38 protein-coding genes are annotated in these 24,103 nt (G+C 33.5%); 31 read left to right on the top strand and 7 right to left on the bottom strand.

The window, feature by feature from the left end:
* Window positions 1–188 precede the first annotated feature (188 nt).
* The 9 genes from LG307_RS14950 to LG307_RS14910 all read left to right on the top strand — a co-directional run bounded on the left by LG307_RS14950 (window position 189) and on the right by LG307_RS14910 (window position 4,698).
* Window positions 189–401, top strand: a complete 213-nt coding sequence (locus LG307_RS14950; protein ID WP_404443496.1) for a helix-turn-helix domain-containing protein — start codon at window positions 189–191, stop codon at window positions 399–401.
* 330 nt (window positions 402–731) lie between these two features.
* Complete coding sequence (locus tag LG307_RS14945) at window positions 732–1,121, top strand: hypothetical protein (protein ID WP_404443494.1); 390 nt, start codon at window positions 732–734, stop codon at window positions 1,119–1,121.
* Window positions 1,122–1,133: 12 nt separating this feature from the next.
* Entirely contained in the window at window positions 1,134–1,907 is a 774-nt protein-coding gene (locus tag LG307_RS14940; RefSeq protein ID WP_404443491.1) for a hypothetical protein, read from the top strand.
* Entirely contained in the window at window positions 1,904–2,053 is a 150-nt protein-coding gene (locus tag LG307_RS14935) for a hypothetical protein (protein ID WP_404443489.1), read from the top strand. Before LG307_RS14940 ends, LG307_RS14935 begins: the two co-directional genes overlap by 4 nt.
* A complete protein-coding gene (locus tag LG307_RS14930; RefSeq protein WP_404443486.1) occupies window positions 2,050–2,250 on the top strand; it encodes a hypothetical protein in 201 nt (66 codons plus the stop codon). The genes LG307_RS14935 and LG307_RS14930 overlap by 4 nt, the downstream gene beginning before the upstream one ends.
* Window positions 2,251–2,452: 202 nt before the next feature.
* Window positions 2,453–2,890, top strand: coding sequence for a hypothetical protein (locus tag LG307_RS14925; RefSeq protein ID WP_404443483.1), 438 nt, complete (start codon window positions 2,453–2,455; stop codon window positions 2,888–2,890).
* A gap of 13 nt (window positions 2,891–2,903) precedes the next feature.
* On the top strand, window positions 2,904–3,392 hold the full coding sequence (locus tag LG307_RS14920) for a hypothetical protein (RefSeq protein WP_404443481.1): 489 nt from the start codon (window positions 2,904–2,906) through the stop codon (window positions 3,390–3,392).
* A 97-nt stretch (window positions 3,393–3,489) separates the two neighbouring features.
* A complete protein-coding gene (locus tag LG307_RS14915) occupies window positions 3,490–3,846 on the top strand; it encodes a DUF2513 domain-containing protein (RefSeq protein ID WP_404443478.1) in 357 nt (118 codons plus the stop codon).
* 69 nt (window positions 3,847–3,915) lie between these two features.
* Complete coding sequence (locus LG307_RS14910; protein WP_404443477.1) at window positions 3,916–4,698, top strand: hypothetical protein; 783 nt, start codon at window positions 3,916–3,918, stop codon at window positions 4,696–4,698.
* Window positions 4,699–4,910: 212 nt separating this feature from the next.
* On the opposite strand, the gene LG307_RS14905 is transcribed toward LG307_RS14910, so the two are convergent.
* On the bottom strand, window positions 4,911–5,333 hold the full coding sequence (locus LG307_RS14905) for a hypothetical protein (protein ID WP_404443475.1): 423 nt from the start codon (window positions 5,331–5,333) through the stop codon (window positions 4,911–4,913).
* Between the two features lie 291 nt (window positions 5,334–5,624).
* Between LG307_RS14905 and LG307_RS14900 the strand changes: the two genes are divergently transcribed.
* The 20 genes from LG307_RS14900 (at window position 5,625) to LG307_RS14805 (ending at window position 18,956) form a co-directional block, all read left to right on the top strand.
* Entirely contained in the window at window positions 5,625–5,999 is a 375-nt protein-coding gene (locus LG307_RS14900; RefSeq protein ID WP_404443472.1) for a hypothetical protein, read from the top strand.
* Between the two features lie 72 nt (window positions 6,000–6,071).
* Entirely contained in the window at window positions 6,072–6,335 is a 264-nt protein-coding gene (locus tag LG307_RS14895) for a hypothetical protein (RefSeq protein ID WP_404443470.1), read from the top strand.
* The gene (locus LG307_RS14890; protein ID WP_404443467.1) at window positions 6,304–7,134 is read left to right on the top strand and encodes a phage tail domain-containing protein; all 831 of its coding nucleotides are present in this window, start codon (window positions 6,304–6,306) and stop codon (window positions 7,132–7,134) included. The genes LG307_RS14895 and LG307_RS14890 overlap by 32 nt, the downstream gene beginning before the upstream one ends.
* Window positions 7,135–7,138: 4 nt before the next feature.
* The gene (locus LG307_RS14885) at window positions 7,139–7,372 is read left to right on the top strand and encodes a hypothetical protein (RefSeq protein ID WP_404443464.1); all 234 of its coding nucleotides are present in this window, start codon (window positions 7,139–7,141) and stop codon (window positions 7,370–7,372) included.
* Window positions 7,373–7,411: 39 nt separating this feature from the next.
* Entirely contained in the window at window positions 7,412–7,813 is a 402-nt protein-coding gene (locus LG307_RS14880; RefSeq protein ID WP_404443462.1) for a helix-turn-helix domain-containing protein, read from the top strand.
* Between the two features lie 383 nt (window positions 7,814–8,196).
* Window positions 8,197–9,246: a hypothetical protein gene (locus LG307_RS14875; protein ID WP_404443460.1), complete on the top strand. Its 1,050-nt coding sequence runs from the start codon at window positions 8,197–8,199 to the stop codon at window positions 9,244–9,246.
* Window positions 9,239–9,889, top strand: coding sequence for a hypothetical protein (locus LG307_RS14870; protein ID WP_404443457.1), 651 nt, complete (start codon window positions 9,239–9,241; stop codon window positions 9,887–9,889). The genes LG307_RS14875 and LG307_RS14870 overlap by 8 nt, the downstream gene beginning before the upstream one ends.
* Window positions 9,890–9,904: 15 nt before the next feature.
* A complete protein-coding gene (locus LG307_RS14865) occupies window positions 9,905–11,227 on the top strand; it encodes a phage portal protein (RefSeq protein WP_404443454.1) in 1,323 nt (440 codons plus the stop codon).
* Window positions 11,211–12,077: a minor capsid protein gene (locus LG307_RS14860; protein ID WP_404443451.1), complete on the top strand. Its 867-nt coding sequence runs from the start codon at window positions 11,211–11,213 to the stop codon at window positions 12,075–12,077. Before LG307_RS14865 ends, LG307_RS14860 begins: the two co-directional genes overlap by 17 nt.
* Before the next feature lie 117 nt (window positions 12,078–12,194).
* Window positions 12,195–12,845 carry a DUF4355 domain-containing protein gene (locus LG307_RS14855; RefSeq protein ID WP_404443448.1) on the top strand — a complete coding sequence of 217 codons (651 nt, stop codon included), beginning with the start codon at window positions 12,195–12,197 and terminating at the stop codon, window positions 12,843–12,845.
* 82 nt (window positions 12,846–12,927) lie between these two features.
* Window positions 12,928–13,746, top strand: coding sequence for a hypothetical protein (locus tag LG307_RS14850; protein WP_404443445.1), 819 nt, complete (start codon window positions 12,928–12,930; stop codon window positions 13,744–13,746).
* Between the two features lie 64 nt (window positions 13,747–13,810).
* The gene (locus tag LG307_RS14845; protein WP_404443443.1) at window positions 13,811–14,008 is read left to right on the top strand and encodes a hypothetical protein; all 198 of its coding nucleotides are present in this window, start codon (window positions 13,811–13,813) and stop codon (window positions 14,006–14,008) included.
* Complete coding sequence (locus LG307_RS14840; protein WP_404443441.1) at window positions 14,008–14,322, top strand: phage head-tail connector protein; 315 nt, start codon at window positions 14,008–14,010, stop codon at window positions 14,320–14,322. Before LG307_RS14845 ends, LG307_RS14840 begins: the two co-directional genes overlap by 1 nt.
* Window positions 14,319–14,639, top strand: coding sequence for a hypothetical protein (locus LG307_RS14835; protein WP_404443438.1), 321 nt, complete (start codon window positions 14,319–14,321; stop codon window positions 14,637–14,639). Before LG307_RS14840 ends, LG307_RS14835 begins: the two co-directional genes overlap by 4 nt.
* A 2-nt stretch (window positions 14,640–14,641) precedes the next feature.
* Window positions 14,642–14,974 carry a hypothetical protein gene (locus LG307_RS14830; protein ID WP_404443436.1) on the top strand — a complete coding sequence of 111 codons (333 nt, stop codon included), beginning with the start codon at window positions 14,642–14,644 and terminating at the stop codon, window positions 14,972–14,974.
* Window positions 14,971–15,417, top strand: coding sequence for a hypothetical protein (locus LG307_RS14825; protein ID WP_404443433.1), 447 nt, complete (start codon window positions 14,971–14,973; stop codon window positions 15,415–15,417). The genes LG307_RS14830 and LG307_RS14825 overlap by 4 nt, the downstream gene beginning before the upstream one ends.
* Before the next feature lie 7 nt (window positions 15,418–15,424).
* Entirely contained in the window at window positions 15,425–15,970 is a 546-nt protein-coding gene (locus tag LG307_RS14820; RefSeq protein WP_404443431.1) for a hypothetical protein, read from the top strand.
* Between the two features lie 56 nt (window positions 15,971–16,026).
* Window positions 16,027–16,356, top strand: a complete 330-nt coding sequence (locus LG307_RS14815; protein ID WP_404443429.1) for a hypothetical protein — start codon at window positions 16,027–16,029, stop codon at window positions 16,354–16,356.
* Window positions 16,357–16,421: 65 nt separating this feature from the next.
* Window positions 16,422–16,667, top strand: a complete 246-nt coding sequence (locus LG307_RS14810; protein ID WP_404443427.1) for a hypothetical protein — start codon at window positions 16,422–16,424, stop codon at window positions 16,665–16,667.
* Window positions 16,668–16,670: 3 nt separating this feature from the next.
* Window positions 16,671–18,956: a phage tail tape measure protein gene (locus LG307_RS14805; RefSeq protein ID WP_404443424.1), complete on the top strand. Its 2,286-nt coding sequence runs from the start codon at window positions 16,671–16,673 to the stop codon at window positions 18,954–18,956.
* A gap of 322 nt (window positions 18,957–19,278) precedes the next feature.
* On the opposite strand, the gene LG307_RS14800 is transcribed toward LG307_RS14805, so the two are convergent.
* The 3 genes from LG307_RS14800 to LG307_RS14790 all read right to left on the bottom strand — a co-directional run bounded on the left by LG307_RS14800 (window position 19,279) and on the right by LG307_RS14790 (window position 20,705).
* Window positions 19,279–20,151, bottom strand: a complete 873-nt coding sequence (locus LG307_RS14800; RefSeq protein ID WP_404443421.1) for a hypothetical protein — start codon at window positions 20,149–20,151, stop codon at window positions 19,279–19,281.
* A complete protein-coding gene (locus tag LG307_RS14795) occupies window positions 20,148–20,480 on the bottom strand; it encodes a hypothetical protein (RefSeq protein WP_404443418.1) in 333 nt (110 codons plus the stop codon). The genes LG307_RS14800 and LG307_RS14795 overlap by 4 nt, the downstream gene beginning before the upstream one ends.
* Before the next feature lie 72 nt (window positions 20,481–20,552).
* Window positions 20,553–20,705 (bottom strand): hypothetical protein, encoded by a 153-nt coding sequence (locus LG307_RS14790; protein ID WP_404443416.1) that lies wholly within the window; start codon window positions 20,703–20,705, stop codon window positions 20,553–20,555.
* A 118-nt stretch (window positions 20,706–20,823) separates the two neighbouring features.
* Here LG307_RS14790 and LG307_RS14785 point away from each other — a divergent pair, with 118 nt between their 5' ends.
* Window positions 20,824–21,438, top strand: coding sequence for a restriction endonuclease (locus LG307_RS14785; RefSeq protein ID WP_404443414.1), 615 nt, complete (start codon window positions 20,824–20,826; stop codon window positions 21,436–21,438).
* Between the two features lie 16 nt (window positions 21,439–21,454).
* Here the strand turns inward: LG307_RS14785 and LG307_RS14780 are convergent, their stop codons facing one another.
* Genes LG307_RS14780 through LG307_RS14770 form a run of 3 tightly spaced genes read right to left on the bottom strand, consistent with a single transcriptional unit; the run spans window position 21,455 to window position 23,597 of the window.
* A complete protein-coding gene (locus LG307_RS14780; RefSeq protein WP_404443412.1) occupies window positions 21,455–22,129 on the bottom strand; it encodes a hypothetical protein in 675 nt (224 codons plus the stop codon).
* Window positions 22,113–23,282, bottom strand: coding sequence for an FtsK/SpoIIIE domain-containing protein (locus LG307_RS14775; RefSeq protein ID WP_404443410.1), 1,170 nt, complete (start codon window positions 23,280–23,282; stop codon window positions 22,113–22,115). Before LG307_RS14775 ends, LG307_RS14780 begins: the two co-directional genes overlap by 17 nt.
* Before the next feature lie 6 nt (window positions 23,283–23,288).
* Window positions 23,289–23,597: a hypothetical protein gene (locus tag LG307_RS14770; RefSeq protein WP_404443408.1), complete on the bottom strand. Its 309-nt coding sequence runs from the start codon at window positions 23,595–23,597 to the stop codon at window positions 23,289–23,291.
* 264 nt (window positions 23,598–23,861) lie between these two features.
* Here LG307_RS14770 and LG307_RS14765 point away from each other — a divergent pair, with 264 nt between their 5' ends.
* The gene (locus LG307_RS14765) at window positions 23,862–24,074 is read left to right on the top strand and encodes a helix-turn-helix domain-containing protein (protein ID WP_404443406.1); all 213 of its coding nucleotides are present in this window, start codon (window positions 23,862–23,864) and stop codon (window positions 24,072–24,074) included.
* Window positions 24,075–24,103: the final 29 nt, after the last annotated feature.

Raw genomic sequence — 24,103 nt, 5'->3', positions numbered from 1 at the left:
GTATTTACTTCTCTCATCGGAAAATGGAAGAGATTTTTTCCCTTTCTAACAACCCTGTATGCTTTTTAAATTGTTGTTCTTACAATTTCCAAGTTTGAGCATTAGGTTTCGGTCACCTAGTGCTATTTTTTTATTCAATTTTCAGGTAAATATATGTGCATTAATAAAAGTAAAAGGAGGGAGTTGAAATGCACTTTGATGAAGTAAGACAAATGAAAGAAGATGCTAAGAGAAAAGAAATTACAAATAAAGAACTAGCTGAGAATGTAGGATTATCTGTGAGTATGATTTCTAAAATATTCAACTATAAAGCTAGTACATCTGAGCACAATTTAGCAAAAATGAAACATTACATAAAGACAAAGCAGACATATATTTGGGTTAAAATGCCCGTTAATTAATATTTGTCGTTATCATCTACCATGTGATAGATGCCACTTGGGTTAACCAGCGACACTAAAAAAATGGGAACGCCTGATTGATAAACCGTATCGCAATGATTAGTTTATTAGTCCTCCTAAAACTGTTTTAAACACTTGGTATCACTATATGTGCCCCGTCTTTGCTCCAAGTCTAAATAAAAGCTAGACATGTGATGTTCCTGCTAATTTCAAGGTTCATTACCTCCGTGTATAATTTTTTGATTATAACCTGTATGAGGGCTGTAGCAACAGTTGGTGTAAGACTACAGCTTTGATCGTACAGGAAACCAAAGGAATGAGGGAAAAAGGATGAGTAAAAGACTAATACACATAACTGAAGAAGAGTTAAAGGATTTAATTTATTTCCATTGTAAATCTGCTTGCAATCAATTATATAAAGGTTTGAGCAATCATCATTTTAAGAATATAGAGTTAGATATGGCATCTTTAATTGAGGATGTTCATTACATAAAAACCTATCTACAAAGTTTACCTGAGCAAAGGGGAAGCTTAAAAGGTGAAGAAGTAGCAAAAGCAGTTATCAAAAAGCTGGATTTTACAAAGTTGGTTGAAGAAGATTCTGACTTTGAAGATGAATCACCAAAGAAAAAGAAAACACCTAGACGTAAAACTAGAGAAGTATCTGCATTAGAGCTGCAAGAGGCTATGAGAAATAATCAAATTAAACAGGATGATTAAAAGGGGAAAATAATGAAACTATATAAATTAGTCTTTTCAGATATTGTTGATGCCAAAGATGTAATATTTGTGTATGCAGAAAATGAGTATCGTGCCTTTAAATATGCCTGTGAAAAGCATATGCAGGATTATAAGGAGTATTTACTTGAGATGTCTTTAGAGGAATTTCTAGTGGAAACAAAGTCATTTGAGGGTGAAATGAGGTACTTATTTAGCAAAGGTGACATGGATCAAATTGCAAGAGTTTATTTCGAAAAGGTAGTTCTTAATGGCTGGACAGTTGAAGAATTAGAGCATAATTGTATGAGTTCAGAATGGGCAGTTTATCCGGAACATGTAAATGCTGAAGATGAAGTGTATTTAATCTCAGTAGATAAGAATGCAAAATTAGATGAAGTTAAAGATACTCTATCTATTAAATTGAGTATAGATGTAAATTTTCGAGAGTATGTAGAAGATAACTCTGTAGATATGGGCTTGCTTGCAAAAATGCATCATGATGAAATGGGCTGGCTGTTCATGAACAATCCACCGTTGCGATTAAGGAAAGATTTAATGACAGAAGCGAATAGAAGAAACATTAGTCAATGGCAGTATTGTGATGAGATTATGTATAAAAACATTGATGTGTACTTTGGTGATGATGTTGGATTGAAAGAAGAGTACTTGGATTTTCTTAAGAATGAAACAAAACTTAGTGAACAGTTTTATCGACATGTTGCAAGAAAATGCATTGAGAATGATGATTGGGATAGATATACGATAAAGCAGGTGGAAGTTGCATGAGCAAAGTAATTGATGATGGTGTGTACTGTTACCAATGTGAAAGCTTCTTGAACAGACAAGAATTACTTGAGGCTGAATGCTGGTGTGCCGCTGAGAAGTGGGTAGGGGCAAAGTTGATTATTGAGACAGAGGAAAATGATAATTGATAACACTAAAAAATATTGGGCTAGATGAAAATGAAGAGAAGGTAATAGTGGATTTTACTTATGAGGGTAATCACATGGATTTTAAAGGAAAATTGAAAATGACTCCACATGAATATTTGGCAAGTAGAGAGTATGGCGATTTAGCTATGATGGAAGGTATTATTCAAACAGAACTAGAAGAGTGGTTAGAATCGTAAGTTTTTGACGTTACTTGTGTAACGCTTTTTTGAAGATGCAAGTTGCTTTGTAATGGTGCAATTCCATTAGTCTTCTAATATTTATATAATAAATAATTAAGGAATTATTATATTTTAGTAGAATATTGTATGAAATCCCTTGCTTTTTCTCTAAAGGAAATTTAATATTGAATTAGGAGATAATGGTAAAGGATAGATAATTATGTTAATGGTTTTTTTGAGAGTTGCATTCATCTTAGTTGGTTTAATCTTTCTTAGTGAAATTCCAACAACTGAGAAAGTATTCTTTAATGCCAGATTTGCATTTTATGGGATGGTTTTACTTGATTTTATTAATGTTTATAAATCAAGTGAGAATTTTGAAAAGCACTATGCTGGTTTTGGACTTTCTTTTACAGCCATAATCACATTTATTGATTTCTTAGGTGTAATTGACATTATTATGCTAAAAGAGGGTATGATAATACCAAATGTAAAATATAGATTAATTGAATGGGTACCAAGTATTCCAGTAGATGGATATATTATTAGTTTCTCCTTTTTTACTGTTTTCTTTAGTGCAGCAGAGTTGGTACTTGTTTATGTTCGCAATAAATCAAGTAAAAAAGCTGTTCCTAAGCAAACTGCTTTCGATACTTAAAGGAGGTGTCTGTATGATTTTATTAAATCACTTAGAAATTCTTTTGGCGGCTATTATTTTAGGTGCGTTTTTTGCACTATTTGTAAAAAGTATTTATCAAAGTAAGAATTTAAAACTATCCTTAATAATGACGTTTAGTGGTGTATATGCATTACTCTTTCCCCTTTTAATTTACAAAAATTTAAGGAAAAACAAAACTCAAATAATCCAAGAGGTTAACCGGGACAATAATCTTAGTGATGAGCAGAAGAAAGAAGCAAGAAAGCTTTTATCTTCAGATCGGACGTTATTATGGGAATTGTTAAAATTCTCTATTGTGAAGTATAGACAAAATGTAGAAATTATAGCAGAGATTAAAAAGGAGAGTTATGAAAAGATTAACTCTAATAATAATGAGAGAAATAAAATAGTTATAAAGAATATTTATAAAGAATTAAATAAAATTCTTTATAAAAGCCTTACAAAACCTTTTGAGACATTTATAAGTAGAAGCATTGCTTAACTTTGCACCTTAATGGTGCTTTTTTAAGTTTAGCAGGAATTTTGTCCCTCGTTGCCGAATATTGGAAGAGTGAATATTTGGAGAGGGTGAAGGAATTATGAAAAGGGATATGGAGTTAATTCGAACTATACTTATTTCAATTGAAGAAAATAACAGTCAAATGGGATGGATAGATCTTGATATTCCAGAATATGAAGACGATATGATTTCTTATCATGTTGAGTTACTTAATAATGCTGGATTTATTGAAGCAGTCGATTTGTCCTCAATGGATGGGTATGAATGGAAACCGAAAAAGATTACGTGGAATGGACATGAATTTTTAGATTCTATTAAAAATGACACGGTATGGAACGAAGTTAAGGAGCAAGTAAAAGAAAAAGGTGGAAACATATCTTTTGAAGTGTTAAAAGCATTAGCTTTACAGGTTTCTAGTAAATTATTTTTAAGTTAAAGTAAAAAATGCAGGGAAATGTCTCCTTTTGTCGAAATAAATGTGTTTAGGACAATAGGAGGTTGGATTATGGATAAAAAAACAATTTGGATAATAATTTTTTGTGTTGGTTCACTTTTAATTATTTTTCCAATCTTAACAAATACATTAATGTTTATTAAAACAATTCCTGTAGCTGGTGACGAAAGTGTCTGGATAGGTTATATAGGTACTTTTGGTGGAGCGATACTTGGTGGAGTTATTTCTGGAGCATTAACTTTGATCGGAGTAAAACTAACAATTAGAGATTCTGAAAAAATCCGTGCGTTGAATGAGTATCCCAAAAAGATTAATAGTCTTGAAAATCTAATTACCGCTATAGAAGAGAATTTAATAGAGTTAGAAAAGTTCACTAGAGTAAAAGATCCCTTTGATATTAATTCCAAAGATGAACTACAGCTATTTTGGATTGATCATAATTTGCAACTACAAGCAACTGAAGAATATAAGAAATTAACAAGTGAGTTTTTAAAAAGAATTAAAGAAGATGTGCTACATATCGACTCAAAGGGGTACAGAGAATTTTTTATTTTAAGAAATAAGTTAGATGGTATAAAGAATACTTTTTCAACTAATGAGAAGTTAAACGAATTATGGCATGAAGCACAGGATTATTTTTTGCATCACTATGATCCACTGATGACTTGGAAAGATTATGCAGAAAAAATTAAAAAAGATGAATATAATGAGATTTATACAGAGATTACTAGAGATGAGTATAAATTAATATTTGATATTTATGAACTTTTTAGTAATTTTAAAGTGCAAGCAGAAATACAACAGTTGGAGTTACTTAAAGCTATTGAAAAATAAGAATCATTTTGGCATCCTTTCGAGGGTGCTTTTTTATATGGAGGAAAAGGAATGCGCATTGGCTATCTGTGGCTTTCTAAGATTTATCGCTTTAATGACAACTGATCTTATCTCTAATAAAATATGAAAATCTAGAAACAGAATTTGAGATTATAATAAATAAAAAAGCTCACATAAAGTGAGCCTATGTAGGGGAATGCGATATTAGTAAATTAATAGTGAATGTTGAAGCTATGGGAATATGCATAGCCATGATGAACTAGGTGTGGAGCTTCTAAAGAAAGTTTTATTCTATAGGTACCTGAAGTTTTAAAATATTCATTGATATTTATTAGTTTTGTTGGGGTTCTATAGGAAAACATTCCACCAAGTTCACCCGCTGTACCAATATATGTCCATTTTCCATTTACGTATTTCTCTAAATCTACCATATAAGGAATGGATCCTCCGCATGTTGAAGATGGTTTCGTAGCGTAGAAATCAACAGTACCTGCACCAGGTTGATAATAATTGTATGCATCAACGTTAACTACTACACTACAATTTCCAGTCGGCCCATTTGCTGCACTTGCGTTTTGAATCGGTAAAAGTAATACAAGAAAAGTTGCTATTGACATTAATAGTATTTTTTTCATTATAAATACCTCCAATATTAGATTAATTTCCCTACAGTGTATTATTGTACCATATATAAATCTACAAGTTTATTTTATTTTGGAATTAATTATGTGGAAATGTCCTAATTAATAATCTAGTAGCAGACATACCGAATGTTTGTAAAAAGTATAAAGAGGCGTTTTATTTTAGATTAAAATTGTAAATGATGGTGCATTTTAATTATGAGTGTTCTTCTAAAAATAAAGTCTTTTTTATTATCTTGAAAGTAGTAATATAGTCATATATCATAACTTGGAGGAAGATGTGAATTGAACTATATTGACTACTTTGATGCTGTTGATGTCCTTGGATGTTTAAGTGATCGGCTCAATGAGTTGTTGAATTTTATGGGAGACTATAAGAATGAGTTGTTTATAGAAGGTAACAGTAAAAGAAATGTAATTAAAGCAAAGTTTCAAGAAATAAAAACAGATGTAAAGAAGCATTTACAACTTTTAATCCAAGATGATTCAGGTTATTACGCCTCTGATTTTTTAATTCCTTCAATATGCATTGCGTATGGGTACTTTTCAAACATTGGTACTAATCGGATAAACCCGAACAGTTATGAGAAAGTGTACATTATGTTGAAAAAGGTTCAGTATCATGTTCAAGTTTATTACAATAAATTAGTTAACGCATAAAGCAAAAAAGCTTAATAAATAAATCTCAGAACATCTCCTTCACTGAGGTGTTTTTTATTTGGAGGAAAAAGGATGAGGGAAATTAAACTGAGAGATAAGTTTTTCATACAAGATAGTTGGAGTATTGGCGAGTCAACACGGGAATATGGAGAAATATTTTTTGTATATAAAGTGCCTAAATGTGACTTTTATTGGATTCAAGAAAACACTGAAACAGATTATTATGATTGGTGCTATGACTGTTCAGGTTCCATTGAGGTAGAGGAATTAATTGCAAACCTCAAAGATGGGACTTATAGATTAGTTGACGATAGAGACGGATGGATGGAGATATAAGCGGTGGAAAAAGGATGGTGAGCAAGTGAAGGAAAGTTTGCATTTTGTACATGATGGCATATCCAGTAGAGATATGAAGTGTAAACAAGTTAGCTTGGATGCCGGTTTGTATGAAGAGATATTTTTGCCAAACAAGACGATTATCGAGAAAAAGGTCAGATACAATCATAAACCTTATTTCGTAGGGGCTGAGTATGATCCTCTTGAGATACCGATGACAATCCAATTTGAAAATGTGACTGATGAGGAAGTTAGGTCTATTTGTCGTTGGTTAGATCAGGATTATTATAAAGAGTTTTATTTTGAGAATAGGCCTGAGAGACGATTTTATGTTATTTATAGTGGTGATTCAAGGTTGCTGCACAATGGCATAAGAGATAGTGGTGGGATTGTCAGTCTTGTGTTTAGGACGAATAATCCATTTAGCTATTCTCCTGTGTTTGTGAGTGAAACATATGATTTAAGTGTAAATGGTACTAATGGGACAGATATAACATTTGTGAATAGTGGAGATTTGCCATGTAAGCCGATTCTTGAGTTTGAAAAGGTTGGAAATGGTGATCTGAAAATAGTTAATATGAGTAATGCTGGACAAGAGTTTGAGTTAAAAGCGTTACTGAGTGGTGAAAAGATTAGAGTGGATAATCATCATAAGGAAATAGAGACTGATATCGTTGGTACATACAGATACGATAATCATAATGATGTGTTTCTGGAGATGCTGAGAGGTAATAATTATTTGAAGGTATATGGAAATGTGAAGATGAGGTTTGTTTATCAGTTTGAGACTAAAGGGTGATTAGATGCCCACTACAGATGAGAAATTCGCTTATGTTGCTGCTAAATCAGGCATTAGTATAGATGAGCTATATGAGGTGTACTGGAGAAGTGTAATAAGGCTATATGACGCTTATAAGAAGTGTGAATGGGATATAAGTAAGCATGAAGATAGAGAGTGTTTGGAGAAGTTTATAGAGTTAAATTTGGAGCTTTGTTTGGAAGAAGTGAATAGGTTGATAGGACGAAATATCAAGTAAATTAGTGTAAGGAAACTGTAGAGTGTAAGGGGTGAGAAAATGATAGATGATAGGAAGGCTTTAGCTATACAATACTTAGCTGATGGACAGTTACCAAAGACTGAGATAGCTAAGAAATTAGGAATAGCTAGACAGACTATATATGAGTGGTTAGACAATGTAGAGTTTAAGGCTGAGCTGGACAAACGGTTACAACAGAGGAAAGTTTTAGTTGAGAAGATTATAGATGGTAAGTTAGAGAATGCAGTGGATTCGCTGTTTGAATTAGCTGAGACTACTGATAACGCACGTGTTAAGGCTCAGGTATTGCAGTATATTATTGATCGAGGCCTAGGTAAACCAGTAGCTAAGCACCATATAGAAGCTGCTAATAACAACGCTCATAACGTATCTGATGACATATTAGATGCAGAGTTTGAAGAGTGGGAAGTAGAAGAATAATATGCAAAGTATTATACAATCTTATTAATGGGATTGTATTTATTTTTGTCTTTAATTATCAATTAGATTCATGGGAAATAGAGTGAATGCAGTGAGAATAACACTGATAAATTATTAGTAGTTGAGAACGTTGATATATCAAGGTATTCACAATGAATCGACTTCTTATAAGCAGAGTTATGTAGACCTCTCAGGGGAATTCACAAACTTTTCAAGAAGAAAGCAATAATTAATATAAATAAATAAAAATACATTAAAACGCATAAAAATTAACGAGAAGGTGAGAGGCAGGGGGATTCTAATTTTGAATTCTGAAAATCCTCCGCAGCAGTCTCTACAATTTTTTATAAAATTTTTCAAGTCTTGGAGGTGGAATACATTGAATGGACATAATTAACACGAAGGAGAATCGACAACTCCTCTTTAAATATCTTACCAAATTATATGATTCGAATAAAGCTAAGGAACTAATGAAGAAACATAAAAGTAATTTATTCGGTGCAAATGGTTTAGCTTATGCTTGCGGACGTAGATCAATTGAATACTTCTGTCTTCATTTCCTCCAAGACTTCTTTGTTCCTAAAGATAATAACTTAACTCGACCATTAGCAGATGTACATTATCAAGTTTGGCGAGAGTTAGAAAATATATTTATACATAATACGCATGATAAGCAAGAATTTATTCTCCCTCGTGGTTGCGCTAAGACCACCATAATTGATATGGCTCTAAGTTGTTTTCTCCATTGTTACGGTATCTCACCATTTACTATTGTCCTTGCAAACAGGGAATTAGATGCTGTTAACTTTGTGGATCAAACAAAGAAGGCTCTCAAAACTCCATACATAGTACACACATTTGGTCAATTGGTAAACGAGCGGAAACGTACTGTAAACAAACTAGAATTAGAGCTTGATAATGATACTAAAATTCAAGCATATTCTTCAGGCTCTTCTGTTCGTGGTGCTTCTTATGTATCACCTAAAGGGATTTTTCGTCCTACTACCTATCTTGCGGATGATTATATTGCTGAGAGTGATATTCTTACTCCGGAAAGTAAACAAAAGAAATATCAGAAATGGTTAAAGGAAGTAGAAGAAGGTGGAGATGAAGCGGTTTATCGAAATGGTAAACTAATCAAACCTGCTACGAAATTCCTTGTATTAGGCACTCCATTAGCAACAGGAGATTTTATTGACCAAATATCTAAGAATCCAGAATACAAAGTATTTCAGCGTTCTGTAGTCGACTTTGATGTGGATGAATTCTTTGATAATCATGAACATTGGACTGAGTTTAGAAACATCTTATTTGATGATAAGCTTGAAGATTCTCTTCAAGATGCTAAAGAGTACTATCTATCCAACAAACCATTAATGGACTTCCCTACTATATGGGAAAAGTATCGCATTCATGCAAGAACTAATGTGTAACGTAGAGAATATAGGCGATAAGTGGTTTAAATCAAACGTCTCAAAGTCTAGAGATGACATTGAAGAAAATACTTTCACCAAGACGATGCTTACCATTGATACAGCAGGTGTTAAGAATAAGGATAGAAAACGTTCTGACTCATTCTCATTTGTAGTGGGTTCTGCTGCAACTAACAACTTTAAATATGTTCGAAGCGGTCAATTAAGGAAATTCAATGAGTTTGATGAGTACATAAATCATGTGATTGATTTACTTTATACATACGAAGATATAACTCATATCTACATAGAAAAGAATACTTATAACGGTTTAGATGTGGAACGAATTCAGCAAGAAATTGCAAAGGATGAGCACAGTAAACTTGCTGTCAGACAGATTGTATTCATTAATGAAATGCAAAGGAAAAATAAGGACGAGAAAATTTCTACTATTGTTTCTGATGTAAACAACGGTAGAATTATTTTTTGCTCAGAAAGAGTTGAAAATGACTTTCTTGAACAGTTAATGGACTTTGCAGGTCAAAAGTTTACTCTTCATGATGATGCTGTGGATTCTGTAGCTGAATTTGCTAACAGGATAGAGGACATTGAAGTGAGGAATAAACGTCTACAAACGCTCGATAGAAAATTATTAGGAATATAGAAAGACGGTGAGAAATTGATTACTTCAGAACAAATCAAAGAAGGTATTCGAAAACAAAAATTAGAATTACCCAGGTTACAACAACTATTCGATTATTACATAGGTAAGCATAAGATTTTATCTAGGAAACTCCTAGACCCAGATAAGCCAAATAATAAAGTTGTTACTTTGTATCCTAAGAAAATCATAAATACTATGCTAGGCTATTTTGCTTCTATTCCTTTATCTTATGTTTCTAAATCAGGAAACGAATCATTTGTAAACGATCTTAAATTAATTAATTACATAAACAATGAAGAAGATACAAATGCTGAGATAATCAAGACATTTTCTATATATGGGAAATGCTATGAGCTTTATTATATTGATGAGAATGGTCAAATACGTTTTAATTATTATTCTCCAATTGATATGTATGTGGAGAAGGATAGCAGGAATAATATTCTCTTCGGATTACGTCATTGGGAAGAAACAATTAGTGATGACAAGGCAATTAAAGTTGAGGTGTACGATTCACAAGGTATTTACCATTACATCTCCACAGATAAAGGTGTCACCTTTGTTCCAGATACTTCTGAAGAAGACAAAGAGCATTATTTCGGTGAGGTTCCTATTGGTATTTACCTTAATAATGAAGAAGAACAAGGTGACTTTGAAGAAATCATCACACAAGTGGATGCTTTAAATGTACTCCTTTCTGATTCTATAAATAGTAATGAGAGTTGGGTAAATGCTTATCTTGTACTAGCAGGATTAAACGGCACAACTAAAGAAGATATTATGAAATTAAAGCAAGATGGTGTTCTTTTAGTTGAGGATGCTAATCAAGCAAAGTTTTTAACTAAGGATGCAAATGCAGAATTTCAAAATAATCTTTTTGAGACATTGGATCATTTGATTCATGAGCAATCTGATACTCCACGTTTAACCTCAAGCAAATTCTCCAGCAATCTTAGCGGTCAAGCTCTTAAATTCCATCTGTTTGGACTTGAAACAAAGAGTAGTATGAAAGAACGCAAGATGGAAAAAGCATTGCGAAAGAGAATTAAAATGATTGTTACCATGTTGAATAAACAAGGGAAATCTTATGAGGCTTCCGATTTAAGTTTTAAATTTTCAAGGGATATTCCTGCTGATGAGGCCTCTATTACAGATCAAATTGCTAAATTGGTAAACATTGTTCCACTGGAAACATTATTGTCTTGGCATCCTAAAATACAAGAGCCTTCATTAGAAATTAAAAAGCTTAATACTGCTTCAGATTCTTCAAATTTAGATGCTGATCTTGTCACACGTAACCAACAAACTTTAGGTGTTCCAAATGGACAGCCTCAATAAAGATTTATTAGAACTCTTAGAGGGACTATTAAGTGAATCTGATGATGAGTTTGATGCTGTTCTGAAACAGTATGCCAACAGTCGAGACAAGATTAAGCAATTAATAGCTAAGTTGTTTATGGATTATTCGGTGGATGGAGAGTTAAATTATTCTCAAATCTATATGACCACCATTATTGATAATCTTGAGGAGCAAGTTGTTGAGGAACTAAATAAAATTGGCACATTGGAAATTGCTACAATTACAACTATTCTTGGGGCAGCATATGTGAATGCTTATTATAAATCTGCATTTACTCTGGAGCAGCGAATAGGGATTCAGATAAATTTCATTAGGGTTAACGAAGCAATCTTAAATCAATTCATCAATCAGAACTGGTCAGGTAAACACTTTTCTGAGCGTATTTGGATGAATCAAAATGCATTAAGAGAAGCATTAATTGTTAATTTAGAGCGTGGAATTCGAGAAGGTCACAAATTAGATAAGATTGCTAAAGTTTTCGATAATGAGTTTGGAAGTAAATCCTATCAATCTCAAAGACTTGTACGAACTGAAACTGCTCGAATTATTAGTGAATCTAAAGAGCATCTCTATCGAGAAAATGGAATTAGACAAGTAGAACATTTGGCAACTTTAGAAAAAAACACCTGTTCCATTTGTGCCGATTTGGATGGACAGATATTCGATATAGATGATGCAAGTAGACCTCGTGTACCGATTCATCCTAATTGCAAATGTGATCAAATGCCAGTTATTGAAGGTGGTACGAATTTTAGGAAAGACAACGAAACAAAAGAATACATCCCATACAAGAATTATCGGGAATGGGAGAAAGCAAAGGGATTATAGTCACTTAGTGGCTTTTTTATTTTGTCTTTTTTCATGTGGTAGACGTAAAAGAACAATGTGAAAACAAAAATATTTACACTTATCGGCTTGAACGGTAAGGGTAGGAGGATAATCATTATGAATTTAGAGGATATTAAAAAGTTTTTAGAAGATAACAAAGACCAAGAAGAAGTGAAGGCATACTTACAGGGGTTAACTCAAGTAACACCTGAAGGAGTTCAAGCTTTTCTTGATGCAGAAGATGGGAAGAAACTTTTACAACCTAAACTAGATAGTTATTTCACTAAAGGTTTAGAAACTTGGAAGTCTAATCATCTTGAAAAACTTATTACTGATGAAGTAACTAAGCGTACCAGTAATAAGGATGCAAAAGATTTAGAAATGGATCAACTTCGACAAGAGATTGAGAGTATTAAGCGTGAAAAATTACGTGAGTCTCTTCGTAACTCTGCTTATAAATTTGCTTCCGATAATTCATTGCCAACAGACTTAATTGATTTCTTTGTACGAGTTGAAAAAGACGATGATGACAAAGGGACAAAAAGTAAAGAGGTAACAGATGCTAATTTATCAAGTTTAAAAGAAGTATGGTCAAATCATTTACAAACTGTTGTAAATGACAAGTTAAAATCAAGCGGATTTACTCCTAAAGATAAAGGTGGAAAATCAGAAGCTTTAACATTGGAACAACTTAAAACTATGAGTCCTGATGAAATTGCAAAGCTAGATCAGAATTTAGTAAATGATGCATTAAAACAAGGAAACTAGACTAGCTAATTGTTAGTCTATTTATTTTGGTTTCGGGCTTCCGTTCAAAAAGCACTATTATGAAAACAAAGGTGATATTAACATGTCAGTACAATCTTTTATTCCAACTATTTGGGAAGGTAAACTATTAGCAAATTACTCTAAGGAGTCTATCACAGAATTAATCACAACTAAACCAATGAAAATTGAAGGTAACAAAATTACTTTTAACCGTGTAGGTGCTGGAAATGTAAAGGATTATGATGGAACTGTATCTTGGGATGAAGTAAATACTACTCCAATTGAGTTAAACATGGATCAAAAGAAATACTTCGCCTTTTCTGTAGATGATGTAGATAAGGTTCAAGCAGCTGGTGATTTAGTTGACAGCTATACTGCTGAAGAAGCTACAAAAGTTAAGGAAGAAATTGATACATTTACTCTTGGTTTCTATACGGAAGCTCATGCAGATAATGTAATTGGGTCAGATGTTGAACCAGTAACATTAGATGTAGGCTCCGTATATAACTACATTGTTGATTTAGGAACTAAGCTGAACAAAAAGAAAGTACCAAAAGCAAACCGTTTTGTAATTATTGAATCTGAGGTTTTAGGCTTACTTTCTAAAGATAGCCGATTCACTGCTAATCCTACTGTACTAGAAAACGGTGTAGTTGAGGGGCAGAAAATTAACGGTATGCAAGTTGTAGTATCTGAAGAACTGCACAGTGTTGGTGGAGTATATAAGATTATGGCTCTTCATAAATCTGCGGTTGGTTTTGGGAAACAAATTGATAAGACAGAAGCAATGCGCCTACAAAACACATTTGCAGATGGTGTACGTGGACTAGTAGTTTACGGTGCAGAAGTATTGCGTCCAGAAGGTCTAGCTGTTTTAACTGCTGGGATTGCAAATCAATAATACATATCATTCATTTGAGTATGGGGATATTCTCCATACTCTTTTTTAGTATGGAGGTGTTTAAATGCTATTTAAAAATAAACAAACAGGACTTGTTTGGGAAGTAGAGCATCCCGACCATATTAAACGTTGTCAGAAAAGTGATAACTTTGAATTGGTAAAGGAAGCTAAGCCAAAAGAAACACCTAAACAAGAACTAGTTGAAACAAAACCTAAGCGAAAAACACCTGCTAAACCGAAAGCAAAGCAAGGTGATAAATAATGGAAGATATTACTCGCTTAGACAATTTAAAAATTCTCTTGGATAAAGCGTTAGATGAAACTGATGAGGACAGTGTTCTAACACTTTACCTTAATCGTGCGGAGAATTATGTGAAAAGTTTTTGCAATATTACGGAACTAAATAGCGAACTCATAGAAATTGCAGAGGATATAGCTGTTTTTAACTACCGTAATAAATCTGTGGAGAATTTAGTTTCTGAAGGAAAAGGGAGCTTGAGTGAAACATACAGAGAAGATTTACCTCCTGATATTATTCGTAAGTTGAATAATCATAAAAGGCTGCGTTTTATATGAGAACACCTAAAACATTCTACACAATCCATGAAACTGAAGGTGAGCTTCTTGGTCATGACCACCTTGGAAGACCTGTATATGGTGATCCTACAACTGAATACAGAAAATTCAAAGGTGAGTTAGAACCTTATTCATCCAAGTTAGCTGAGACGAATTATGGCTTGTTTGTCCAAGTAACTAATAGGTTGTTTTGTGAGCCTAACCCTAACATTTTAACAACTTCTCAGATTCTTTATAAGGATGAAATTTACACAGTGACTGATTACCTTCAATATGATAAGCATTTTGAAGTATTGATTAAGAAGGGGGTAGCTTAAATATGGCTCTTAGAATTAATCAAGCAATTAAAGATGCGAATCAAAAGAGAATCAAAACTGCTAACGATATTTCTATGTTGTTAGAGAGGGAAATCAAGCAACGTGCTCCTGTTGGTGAGACTGGTCATTTAAGACGTAATAGTGGATCAGAAGCAAGTCATGAAGAGAGCAAGTCAACTATACTGGCCGGAGCTTCAAATGTTGAATATGCTGCCGTGGTTCATGAGGGATCAAATGTGAAGAACATCAAACCTCAGCCATACATAAGAGATGGTATAGAGCAGAATTTGGATAATATCAAGAAAATGATTCAAGAAGGAATGAAGACAGTATGAATGCAACCATATATAACTATCTCGCTTCAGACTTGTCCTTATGCTCATTATTGAACCATATGCCCTCACAAAAGAGCCATAAGATATTTATGGGTAGACCTCAGAATATCTACAATAATCCTGCACTCGTAAATGAGAAAGGGAGTTTTATAGAATATCCTTATATTATTTTCGATGTGTTGCCTCTTGATAATAACGTGGTTACTCAATTTAGAGTAAAGGTTACTACTATAGTTTCAGATGATTTGCAAATAGACGCTATCACAAAAAGATTAAATGAAATATTAGACTTCAATAAACCTAATATCAGTCGTCCATCTAACATAGTTAATGGTACGACAATATTACATTCCCAACTTATTTCAGGTGGGAATTTTCTTTATCATGATGAAGAAAAACTGTTCGAACAAATACAATACTTTTTGGTAAAAGTGAAAGGATGAATTTTTAATGGCAAATCAAGAAATTTTATTTGGAGCAGGGACGTTATACATTATTCCTGATGATATTGATATAGATAACAGTTTAGATGAATTAGTTAAAGACGCATTAATTAAAATTGGTGAGTCTAGTGGGGAAGCAACACTAAACGTCACACAAAACTTCGCTGATGTTAGAGGTGGAGCATTAAACCAAGAATTAGGTAGCTTCATGACAAGTGAGGAAGTACTTTTTAATGCAGGTATCTGTACTTTTGATATGGAAAAGATTGCAGAAGTTTCGGCAGCATACTTTAACGAAGATGTAACTAATAGTAAACGCACCTTAGGAATTGGTGGTATGCGTACTGTTCCTATTAAACAACTTCGTTATGTCCATACAAAACGTTCGGATGGAAAAGAATTATACATAGACATGTTCCGTGCTCAAAACAGAAGTGGTCTACAAATGACTTTCAATCCAGAAGCTGAATCTGTATTTAATTTTGAATTTAAGTTACTTGCAGACCCAGATAAAGAAAATGGGAATATCGTAAGAATTACAGAAGAATTTTAATCGGAGAAGGGGCAACCCTTCTTTTTTTATTTTCAAGATTATAAGGAGGACATACAATGTCAAAAATTATTGATTTATCCCTATTAACAGCAGAACCATTAGTACTTAAATTTTCAGAAGATGATAAATTCACCATTCCATCTGAGCCTAGTGTGGAATTAGTAAACCACCTATTAGACTTTGAAGATAAAGCTTTAAAGGCTACTACAAATAAAGAACAATTTAATTTATTTGTAAAAATGGCTTCTATGATTCTTAATCAAGATGAATCAAGGGAAGTAAGTGAAGAATTTGTAAATAAGAATGTAAGTCTTAGTCAAATGAAGGCGATTGTAGAGTTATACAAAGCAAAAGTGACTGAGAACTCACAGAACCCAAACTTATGATCCCGTACTTTCCCGATAGCAAGGGAAGTACGGGATCTTCTTATGGGGAGAGTCAAGACTATGAGTTGTTTGGGGATTTCGCATTATTAGCCCACTATTATACTTTTTCACACAAAGATATTTTAAAACTTCCTCATAGCCACTTTAAAGCTTACATAAGACAAGCTCATATTCAAGAATTAAAGAAAACGGAAGAGGGACGTGAATATCTGAAAAAGGCATACCGTTATGCTAATCCTAGAGTAGATGCTGATCTTTCTGCTATTCGTAATCTTACTGGTTATACCTCCAAACAGAAGGGAGGTAATTAATAAATGTCTATGTATGATTTAGGTGGGTATCAAGCTGAAATTGTTCTTGATAATTCAGGCTTAGTTAGCGGATTAAACGATGCTGATAAAGCAATGGGCAATAGTGAAAAGAAAGTGTCAAGCATGGGGAAAGTAATCGGTGGTGTAGCTTTAGGAGCTGTTGCAGGCTTAGGTGTTGCTCTACTCGGTATTGCTGGTGCTGGATTTAAGGCTTCTGATGATTTACAAAAGGCTTTAAATGGACTTCAATCTTCAACGGGTGCTACAGAAGAAGAGATAAAAGGCATGGAAGATAGCCTAATGAACATCTACAATAATAACTTTGGAGAATCATTCCAAGATATTGCTGATAGTATGGCATTGGTTAAGCAAAATACTGGATTATCTGGTGAAGCTTTAGAAGAAATGACTCAGAATGCTTTAATGCTTCGAGATACTTTTCAGTTTGATGTTGCTGAGTCAACCCTTGCAGCAGATACAATGATGAAGCAATTCGGTATTACTTCTGAAGAGGCTATGACTTTAATAGCTCAAGGTGCTCAAAATGGTGCTAATAAAAATGGTGACTTACTCGATGTATTAAATGAGTATAGCCCACAATTTTCAGCGATTGGATTGACAGCAGAAGACTCTATGAACCTTTTGATAAACTCGGCTGAAAATGGTGCATTTAGTGTTGATAAAATTGGCGATAGTATCAAAGAAATGAACATTAAAATGAAAGACGGTAACCCCGAAACTATTGCAGCATTAGAAAGCATGGGTCTTAATGCTGAAGAAGTGACGAACGCTTTTGCTCAAGGTGGAGATGCGGGTAAAGAAGCATTCCAGAAAGTTATGGGCGCACTTAATGAAGTAAAAGATCCTATGGATAAGAATCAAATTGGTGTCGCATTAATGGGTACAATGTACGAGGATTTAGAAGCTGGTGCAGTAGATGCTATGGCTAATATTTCTGGGTCTGCTGATATGTCTGCGGATACTTTAGCGAAAATAAATGAAGTGAAATATGACACATTCGGAGAGGCAATGTCTGGTATTGGCCGTAACTTCCAAACTGCACTAATCGAACCCATGAGGGAACATGTTCTTCCGTTACTGGGAGATTTCACTGACTTCATTATTGCAAATATGCCTCAAATTCAAGAATTCATTTCAACTACCTTTGAAACAATTGGAAGTGTGATTGGAACTGCAATCGAATATATATCCAAAATCAAGACTGCTTTCACAGAGGCGAACGAATCCACGAATACCAATTTCTCAGCCATAAAAGAAGTGATTTCAAGTGTTATAGAAACAGTGAAAGAGATTATTGCTTCATTCACTGAATCTGCAACCGTTATTTGGGAGAAGTATGGCGATGACATCTTAAACTATGCATCTACAACTTTTGATAATATTTCCAAAGTCATAAGCGGTGTTCTTGAGGTAATCAAGGGTATTGTAAACACTGTAATGGGAGTGCTTTCTGGAGACTGGGATAAAGCGTGGAAGGGTGTAAAGCAAATTGCAAGCGGTGTTTTGGAAGCTATTTCAGGGGTTATTTCTCAAGCTCTTAATGTAATAAAGACAGTAGTAGGTACTGCCCTAAAATTTGTTAGTGGTGTATTTTCGGATATCTGGAATGGTATTAAAAATACAGTATCTTCAGTCGTTTCGGGATTAGTGGATAATGTAAAAAATAAGTTCGATACAATGAAAACAGTAGTTTCCACCATATTTAATAATGTATGGACTTCTGCAAAAGATATTTTTAATAAAATTAAAAACTCCATAACTACTCCAATAACAGATGCAGTCGATACTGTGAAGCGAATGATCCAAAAAATTAAAGACGCATTTAACTTTAATTTAAGTTTTCCAAAGTTAAAACTTCCGAGAGTATCAGTTTCTATGGAAAAGAACTCCTGGGGGATTCCTTACCCTAATTTTGATGTAAGCTACTGGGCTAAAGGTGGTATTGCTGATCGCAAAATGCTTTACGGTAACATTGTCGGAGAAGCAGGTAAAGAAGCAATTGTTCCACTTTCCAATAAATCTGCAATGAATCCATTTGCCGATGCAGTATATCAAAGGCTACAAGATAGAATTCTTAGTGGAAATACATATAATAAAACGCAAAATGTAACAAATGCACCGCATCAAGATGTAACTGTACATACTACTCTAAATGTATATCCAAAACAAAACATGACACAAAAAGAAACAGATGCATTGATTGAAAAGTTTTATAACTCAACAAATAAAGCATTTGCTAAAAAAGGTGTTTTATCATTCAAAATGTAGCCTCTCCCAAACTGGAGGGGTTATTTCTATTTAAAGGGGTTGATTACACTGACAGAGACATGGAGATTAGACAGTGACTTCTATGCCTTATACACAGAGTCCACAGATATAATAAGACGTATTAGAAGATACTATAATGATTTTATTTTTATGGGCAATTACTTTCACCCAAATGGGAAAGTAAAAGCTTGTCAATATCGTGTGCCAATTAAACGTAAAAGGGTCGCTTTGAGGTTATCTAAAATAGCCTAGACCGATTATATGGCTAGGCTATAAACACTTTTTATATGGATTGATTTTGTGAAAAGTGTACCAAATGCACTCATTTTGCTTCTAAGATTAAAGAGGCATTGAACCCTAGTTTTTCCTTGGTAGCTTGTACTTCTTCAGGCTTTAAATCATTTATTCGATGTATAATATTGTCCATCATTAAGATGATTTTTAAAGAAACTTCCTCTCTAGCGTACAATGAAGGTTTTGCTCCTCCGTGTAGTATCGCGTGTCTACTTACTTCAGAAGTTATTTCTGTTCCATGATCGAAATTTACTAATATAAATTTCAGATAAAAGTCTCCAACTTCATTATCGAAATTAAAAGATTCCTCTTCATCATTTACAAATAAAGCTGAAACTAATTTCCTAAACTGTTTGCCACTTACCCTTTGCTTAATATCATATCCTTGAATAATTAATCCTTCCATTTGGGTTATTATAGAAGGTATTGAAAGAGCATACATACCAAGATTATGAGCGTTGATTGCTTGTCTAAGAAGGGGCAATCTATCAGTTAAGAAATTATAACTTTCCCAATCTCGTTTAATCTCGTTGAGTAAAGTGGGGTTATAGTAATTCTTCATGATTTCATCAATTGAAACTTCTAAATTATCAGTATTATTTTCAAGAAACTCTCTACCAATTTCTCTCATTAATATTATATCGAGACTGATATTAGGGGGATAGCCAAGTATGAGCATAGCTTTTTTATAATTATTAATATCTTCTTCTGTTTGCTCAATACCTTCAATAATATTTTTAAACGTTTGCTGCATTTCATCAGAGCTAATCCATTCTTGAAATTTTATGGACAGTTCAACTAATGGTTGTATCGACTTAGAAATGGCATTAGACCATTCTGTTACTTTTTGATTAATTGCCCCAATCGTTTCAAAAAATTCAATTAATCCACTCTTTTTCATCGCTTTATCCTCCTCTTAAACCTCGCCAAACTCATATAATACTCACCTTTCACCTTCTGTTGTATCGCATACTCCAACCATTCCATACTCCAATTTTCCTTACCTGCCTCATTATGTAACTCTTCAATTGTTTCGCCATCTATCCTACATATCACTAAATCATCAACCGTCTTAGGTGTCTTGTTTGCTGCTACTACTGGTATTATCGCATATAACTTTGCATTTCCTTGTTTAGCTAAAATGTGTACAAATCTCTTATCCTCTTTGTAACATGCTTTAGCAACAGAGGATATAAACATTGATTCATGATTTTGAAAGTCCTGAAACAAAAAAAAACACCTCCCACTTAATGGTAACAAATACCTAGTGGAAGGGGTAGAGTTATTTGTTGAAATATGGAATTATTTAAATAACTTTCCTAATCCTCTTCCGGTAATCTTCCCAGCAATCCTCCTAGCAACACGCTGCTTAACTTTCCCTTTTTTGACTGCATTTACGTCACCCAAAAACTTCGCTAACCAATATAAGAATCCTCTTGTTTTATTGATACTCATTATTTCATCCTCCTCAAGTACTGTCCTTATAATCCATACGTAATTATAGGTAAATAGTTTCATCTAAATTGAATAAGTTTTATTTACTCTGTCCATCATTTATATGAGGTGAAATATAATGATTTGGATTGAGATAGCAATTGCAATAGGAGTTATCGTATTAATTGCTCACTATATGCTAACAAAGAAGAAAGATCAGTTTGAAACTTCATTAATTGCATCACATTTAGACACAAGTATTGAAATGAAAAGAACATTAGCAATGGGTTTGTATATGCGCTTTTGTAAAGAAGATGCTGAGAAACCTAAAACTATTTCCTCCATTTATCTAAAAGAAGATCCATATCTTTTTGAAGATTTCGTTGCAAAAGTGATAGTAAGAGCAAAAGGTGGTAGTGCTTATGTCACAGGTGCTTCAAATGATTATGGAGTTGACATTGAACACACGTCCTCAGATGGTTTATATCTAGGGCAAGTAAAATGTTACATGGGTGACTTGTCATTTAACTCTATAGCTCTAATTCATTCTAATATGGTAAAACAAGGTGCTGTAGGTGGTTTTGTTGTGACCACTGGTTGCTTTACTCAAAATGCTAAGAAATATGCTGAAGGTTTAAATATTGAGCTTATCAACGGTGTAAGTTTAGTTGAATATTGGCTAGAAGGTTTAAGCCAGAAAGAAGCACAGCTGCAAAAGTTTAATCTAGTGGAAAACCCTACTTCTACAATTTGAGGAGTAGGGTTTTTTGTTATTGTATATTTAATTTGAGTTTACCTGAACCAGAAGAGGTTAGCTTAGTTGGTTTGAATTGCTCCTTTGGTCTAATGGATTTCATAAACTGAGAGATTGACGTAGCTTGAAGTACCCTGAATGGATAACCATTGTCAATCGCATACCTTTGATCAGACAGGATTAAAACATGAGGGAATATTTTTCTTTCGACTGGTTGCCAAGGTTCATTTGTCATAATTCCACTACTATACAAATCTAAATATCTATTCAACTTTTCTTTCATTTGTTTTTCACTATAAACCGTCCTTTGAACCTCAATGAAGAAAGGGGAGCCTTGGAAGATGCAGAAAATATCCGGCTCACACATTCCTTTGGAGTATTTTGGCTCAACCTGGAATGTGCTTGTTTTCTCAAATCGCTTCATTTCTTTGTAAACATTCAAAATAGATAGGAAGTGATTGATCTTTTGGCTATTTTTCTTCATTGTAGAGTCGGTGCAAAAATATACGTAAGGAACAAAATGAGTTGACCTTTGGATGTGATTATCCCTAACTAACCTTAACAGAACATTATTTGCAGCATACTGAGGATTTTTTAATTTACTAAAATGTAACTCTGCTATACTGTCTCTATCCATGCAACGGAAACGATTAAGGTCATTTAATATAGCTTTATCACGCTTTCTCATCATCCAACACCCCAAATATAGAATCACTTTCCTCAGAAGTACCCTCCAGACTGTCACATTCTTGATTCTCAACAGCTTCCACTTTCACAACCTTGTAGGACTCCAATATTTCTTTAGCCTTATCTATGCTTAAATATGGTGCCTGAATCTCCTTTAAATCACGCTCGCCTTGTATCTTCAGTAACATTCTTCCTGTTTGATCTAATTTTTCAGCACCAACTTTATCAATCACAATTCTTGAGTTTATACCATCAGAACAACGAAATGCCATTCTCACAGTTAAATTAACTTTGAGCTTACCATCAAGTAGTTTAGCATCAGGTCTTTGCATGGATAAAATTAAAAACACACCTAAACTTCTCCCAATTGAGCTGATTTGTTCGATTATATCCATACACTCTTTTTCTTTCTTTAATAATGCAACCTCATCTATTGCAAGAATGATGTAAGGGAGTTTGCTTGGTAAATCATCAATATGTGATACTTCGTGTTCAAGCAATTTTTTCCCACGCTTAGTCATTTCTGCTTTTAACTTGGTTAAAGTTAGTTTTAATTCGTTTGCGTTAGTGTCAAAGGATTTAACGTGTTCAACATTGCGAAAGATGTGAAAATCCCCCATCTTTAAATCGCACAAAAATAAATGAAGGGAAGAGGGGGCTTTGTATTGAATTAAAGATGTAATAATACTTCGTACCTCTGTTGATTTGCCACTACCTGTTTCACCAGCAAGTAATAAATGAGGGTGTGTAGAAAGTTCATAAAAGTAAAACTCACCATTTTTATCTAGGCCAACTGGTATAGGAAGTTTACCTTTAAGGTTCATTTTCTTATAGTCGTATTTAACAGTTGAAGGAAGAGTTTGAGTAAAAATGGTTAAAGTGAATGTTTTAATTTCACCTTTTATCTCGATATTTTTAGAAAAGAACTGTTGAAAGACATACTCTTTTTTCTTCAGTATTTTTGGATCAACCCCATACGGCAATGTAAATACATAAGTTAATGTTTTCTTTTCGTAGTTGAATCTGACATCTTGAATTTTAGGATAGATGAAACGAGTTGTATCATTAAACTTTCTTTCAACTCCAATCTCAGCAGTCTTAAATGCGTTAAGCAACTGACCCTTTGCTTTTTGTTTAGCAATAAGATTTTTAATCACACACAATCACCATCCTATAAAGGGGTTTGTAAAGAAGAAGTAAATAATTGCACCAAAGAGAAGAACTGGACAAACTGCATTAATAAACTTTCCAAGAAACTCTCCGAGATGAAACAAGTTACCATTTAGAAGAAATTTTTCAAGGAATACAATACTCAATATTCCAGCTGCAATTGATAGTACAAGTGGATCAAACATTGCAAGTGGGCTAATCATCAAAGAATTAAGACGAATATCTCTAGGGTGCTTGGTGGAGTATTGACCGTTCGTAAACTCTTTGAAATTTATAGACTTAATTTTATGAAAATAAAACATTCAACCGCCCCTTTTCTAAAAAATCTTCATTACCATTTCATCTTTTTTAACAGAAATTCAAATTACTATTAAATCAATACTTTTACTTTGTACATGTGCATTTGTGCAACTTATTGGAAAATATTACGGAAGAGAAAAATAACTTCATTTACTTTATACCAACAACACATTTCCAACTGTTTAGCTTTCGTGTTAGTAATCTATGCAGATAGGATTGTCCAACTTTACAACTTTTGTTTGAAAATTTTTAAAGGAGACTTGGAAATGAAACCAAGAACTGAATTAGGCAGGTTTTTAGATCATAGAGGAATTACTCAGGAATGGTTGTCTAAGAAGACAAAGATAAGCAGGAATACAATAAGTAAAATTGCATCAGATGATCAATATTCACCTAATATGGGGACGATAAAAAAGATTATGGCAGCAATTAGAGAAGTGGATGAGAATAAGAAAGCTGAAGACTTTTGGAGTATGTAATATAGTATAATTTATTTAAATAACTGAAT

It is taken from the genome of Sutcliffiella horikoshii (assembly GCF_044809035.1).
GTDB lineage: Bacteria > Bacillota > Bacilli > Bacillales > Bacillaceae_I > Sutcliffiella_A > Sutcliffiella_A horikoshii_G.
This window is presented reverse-complemented; position numbering and strand designations above follow the sequence as displayed.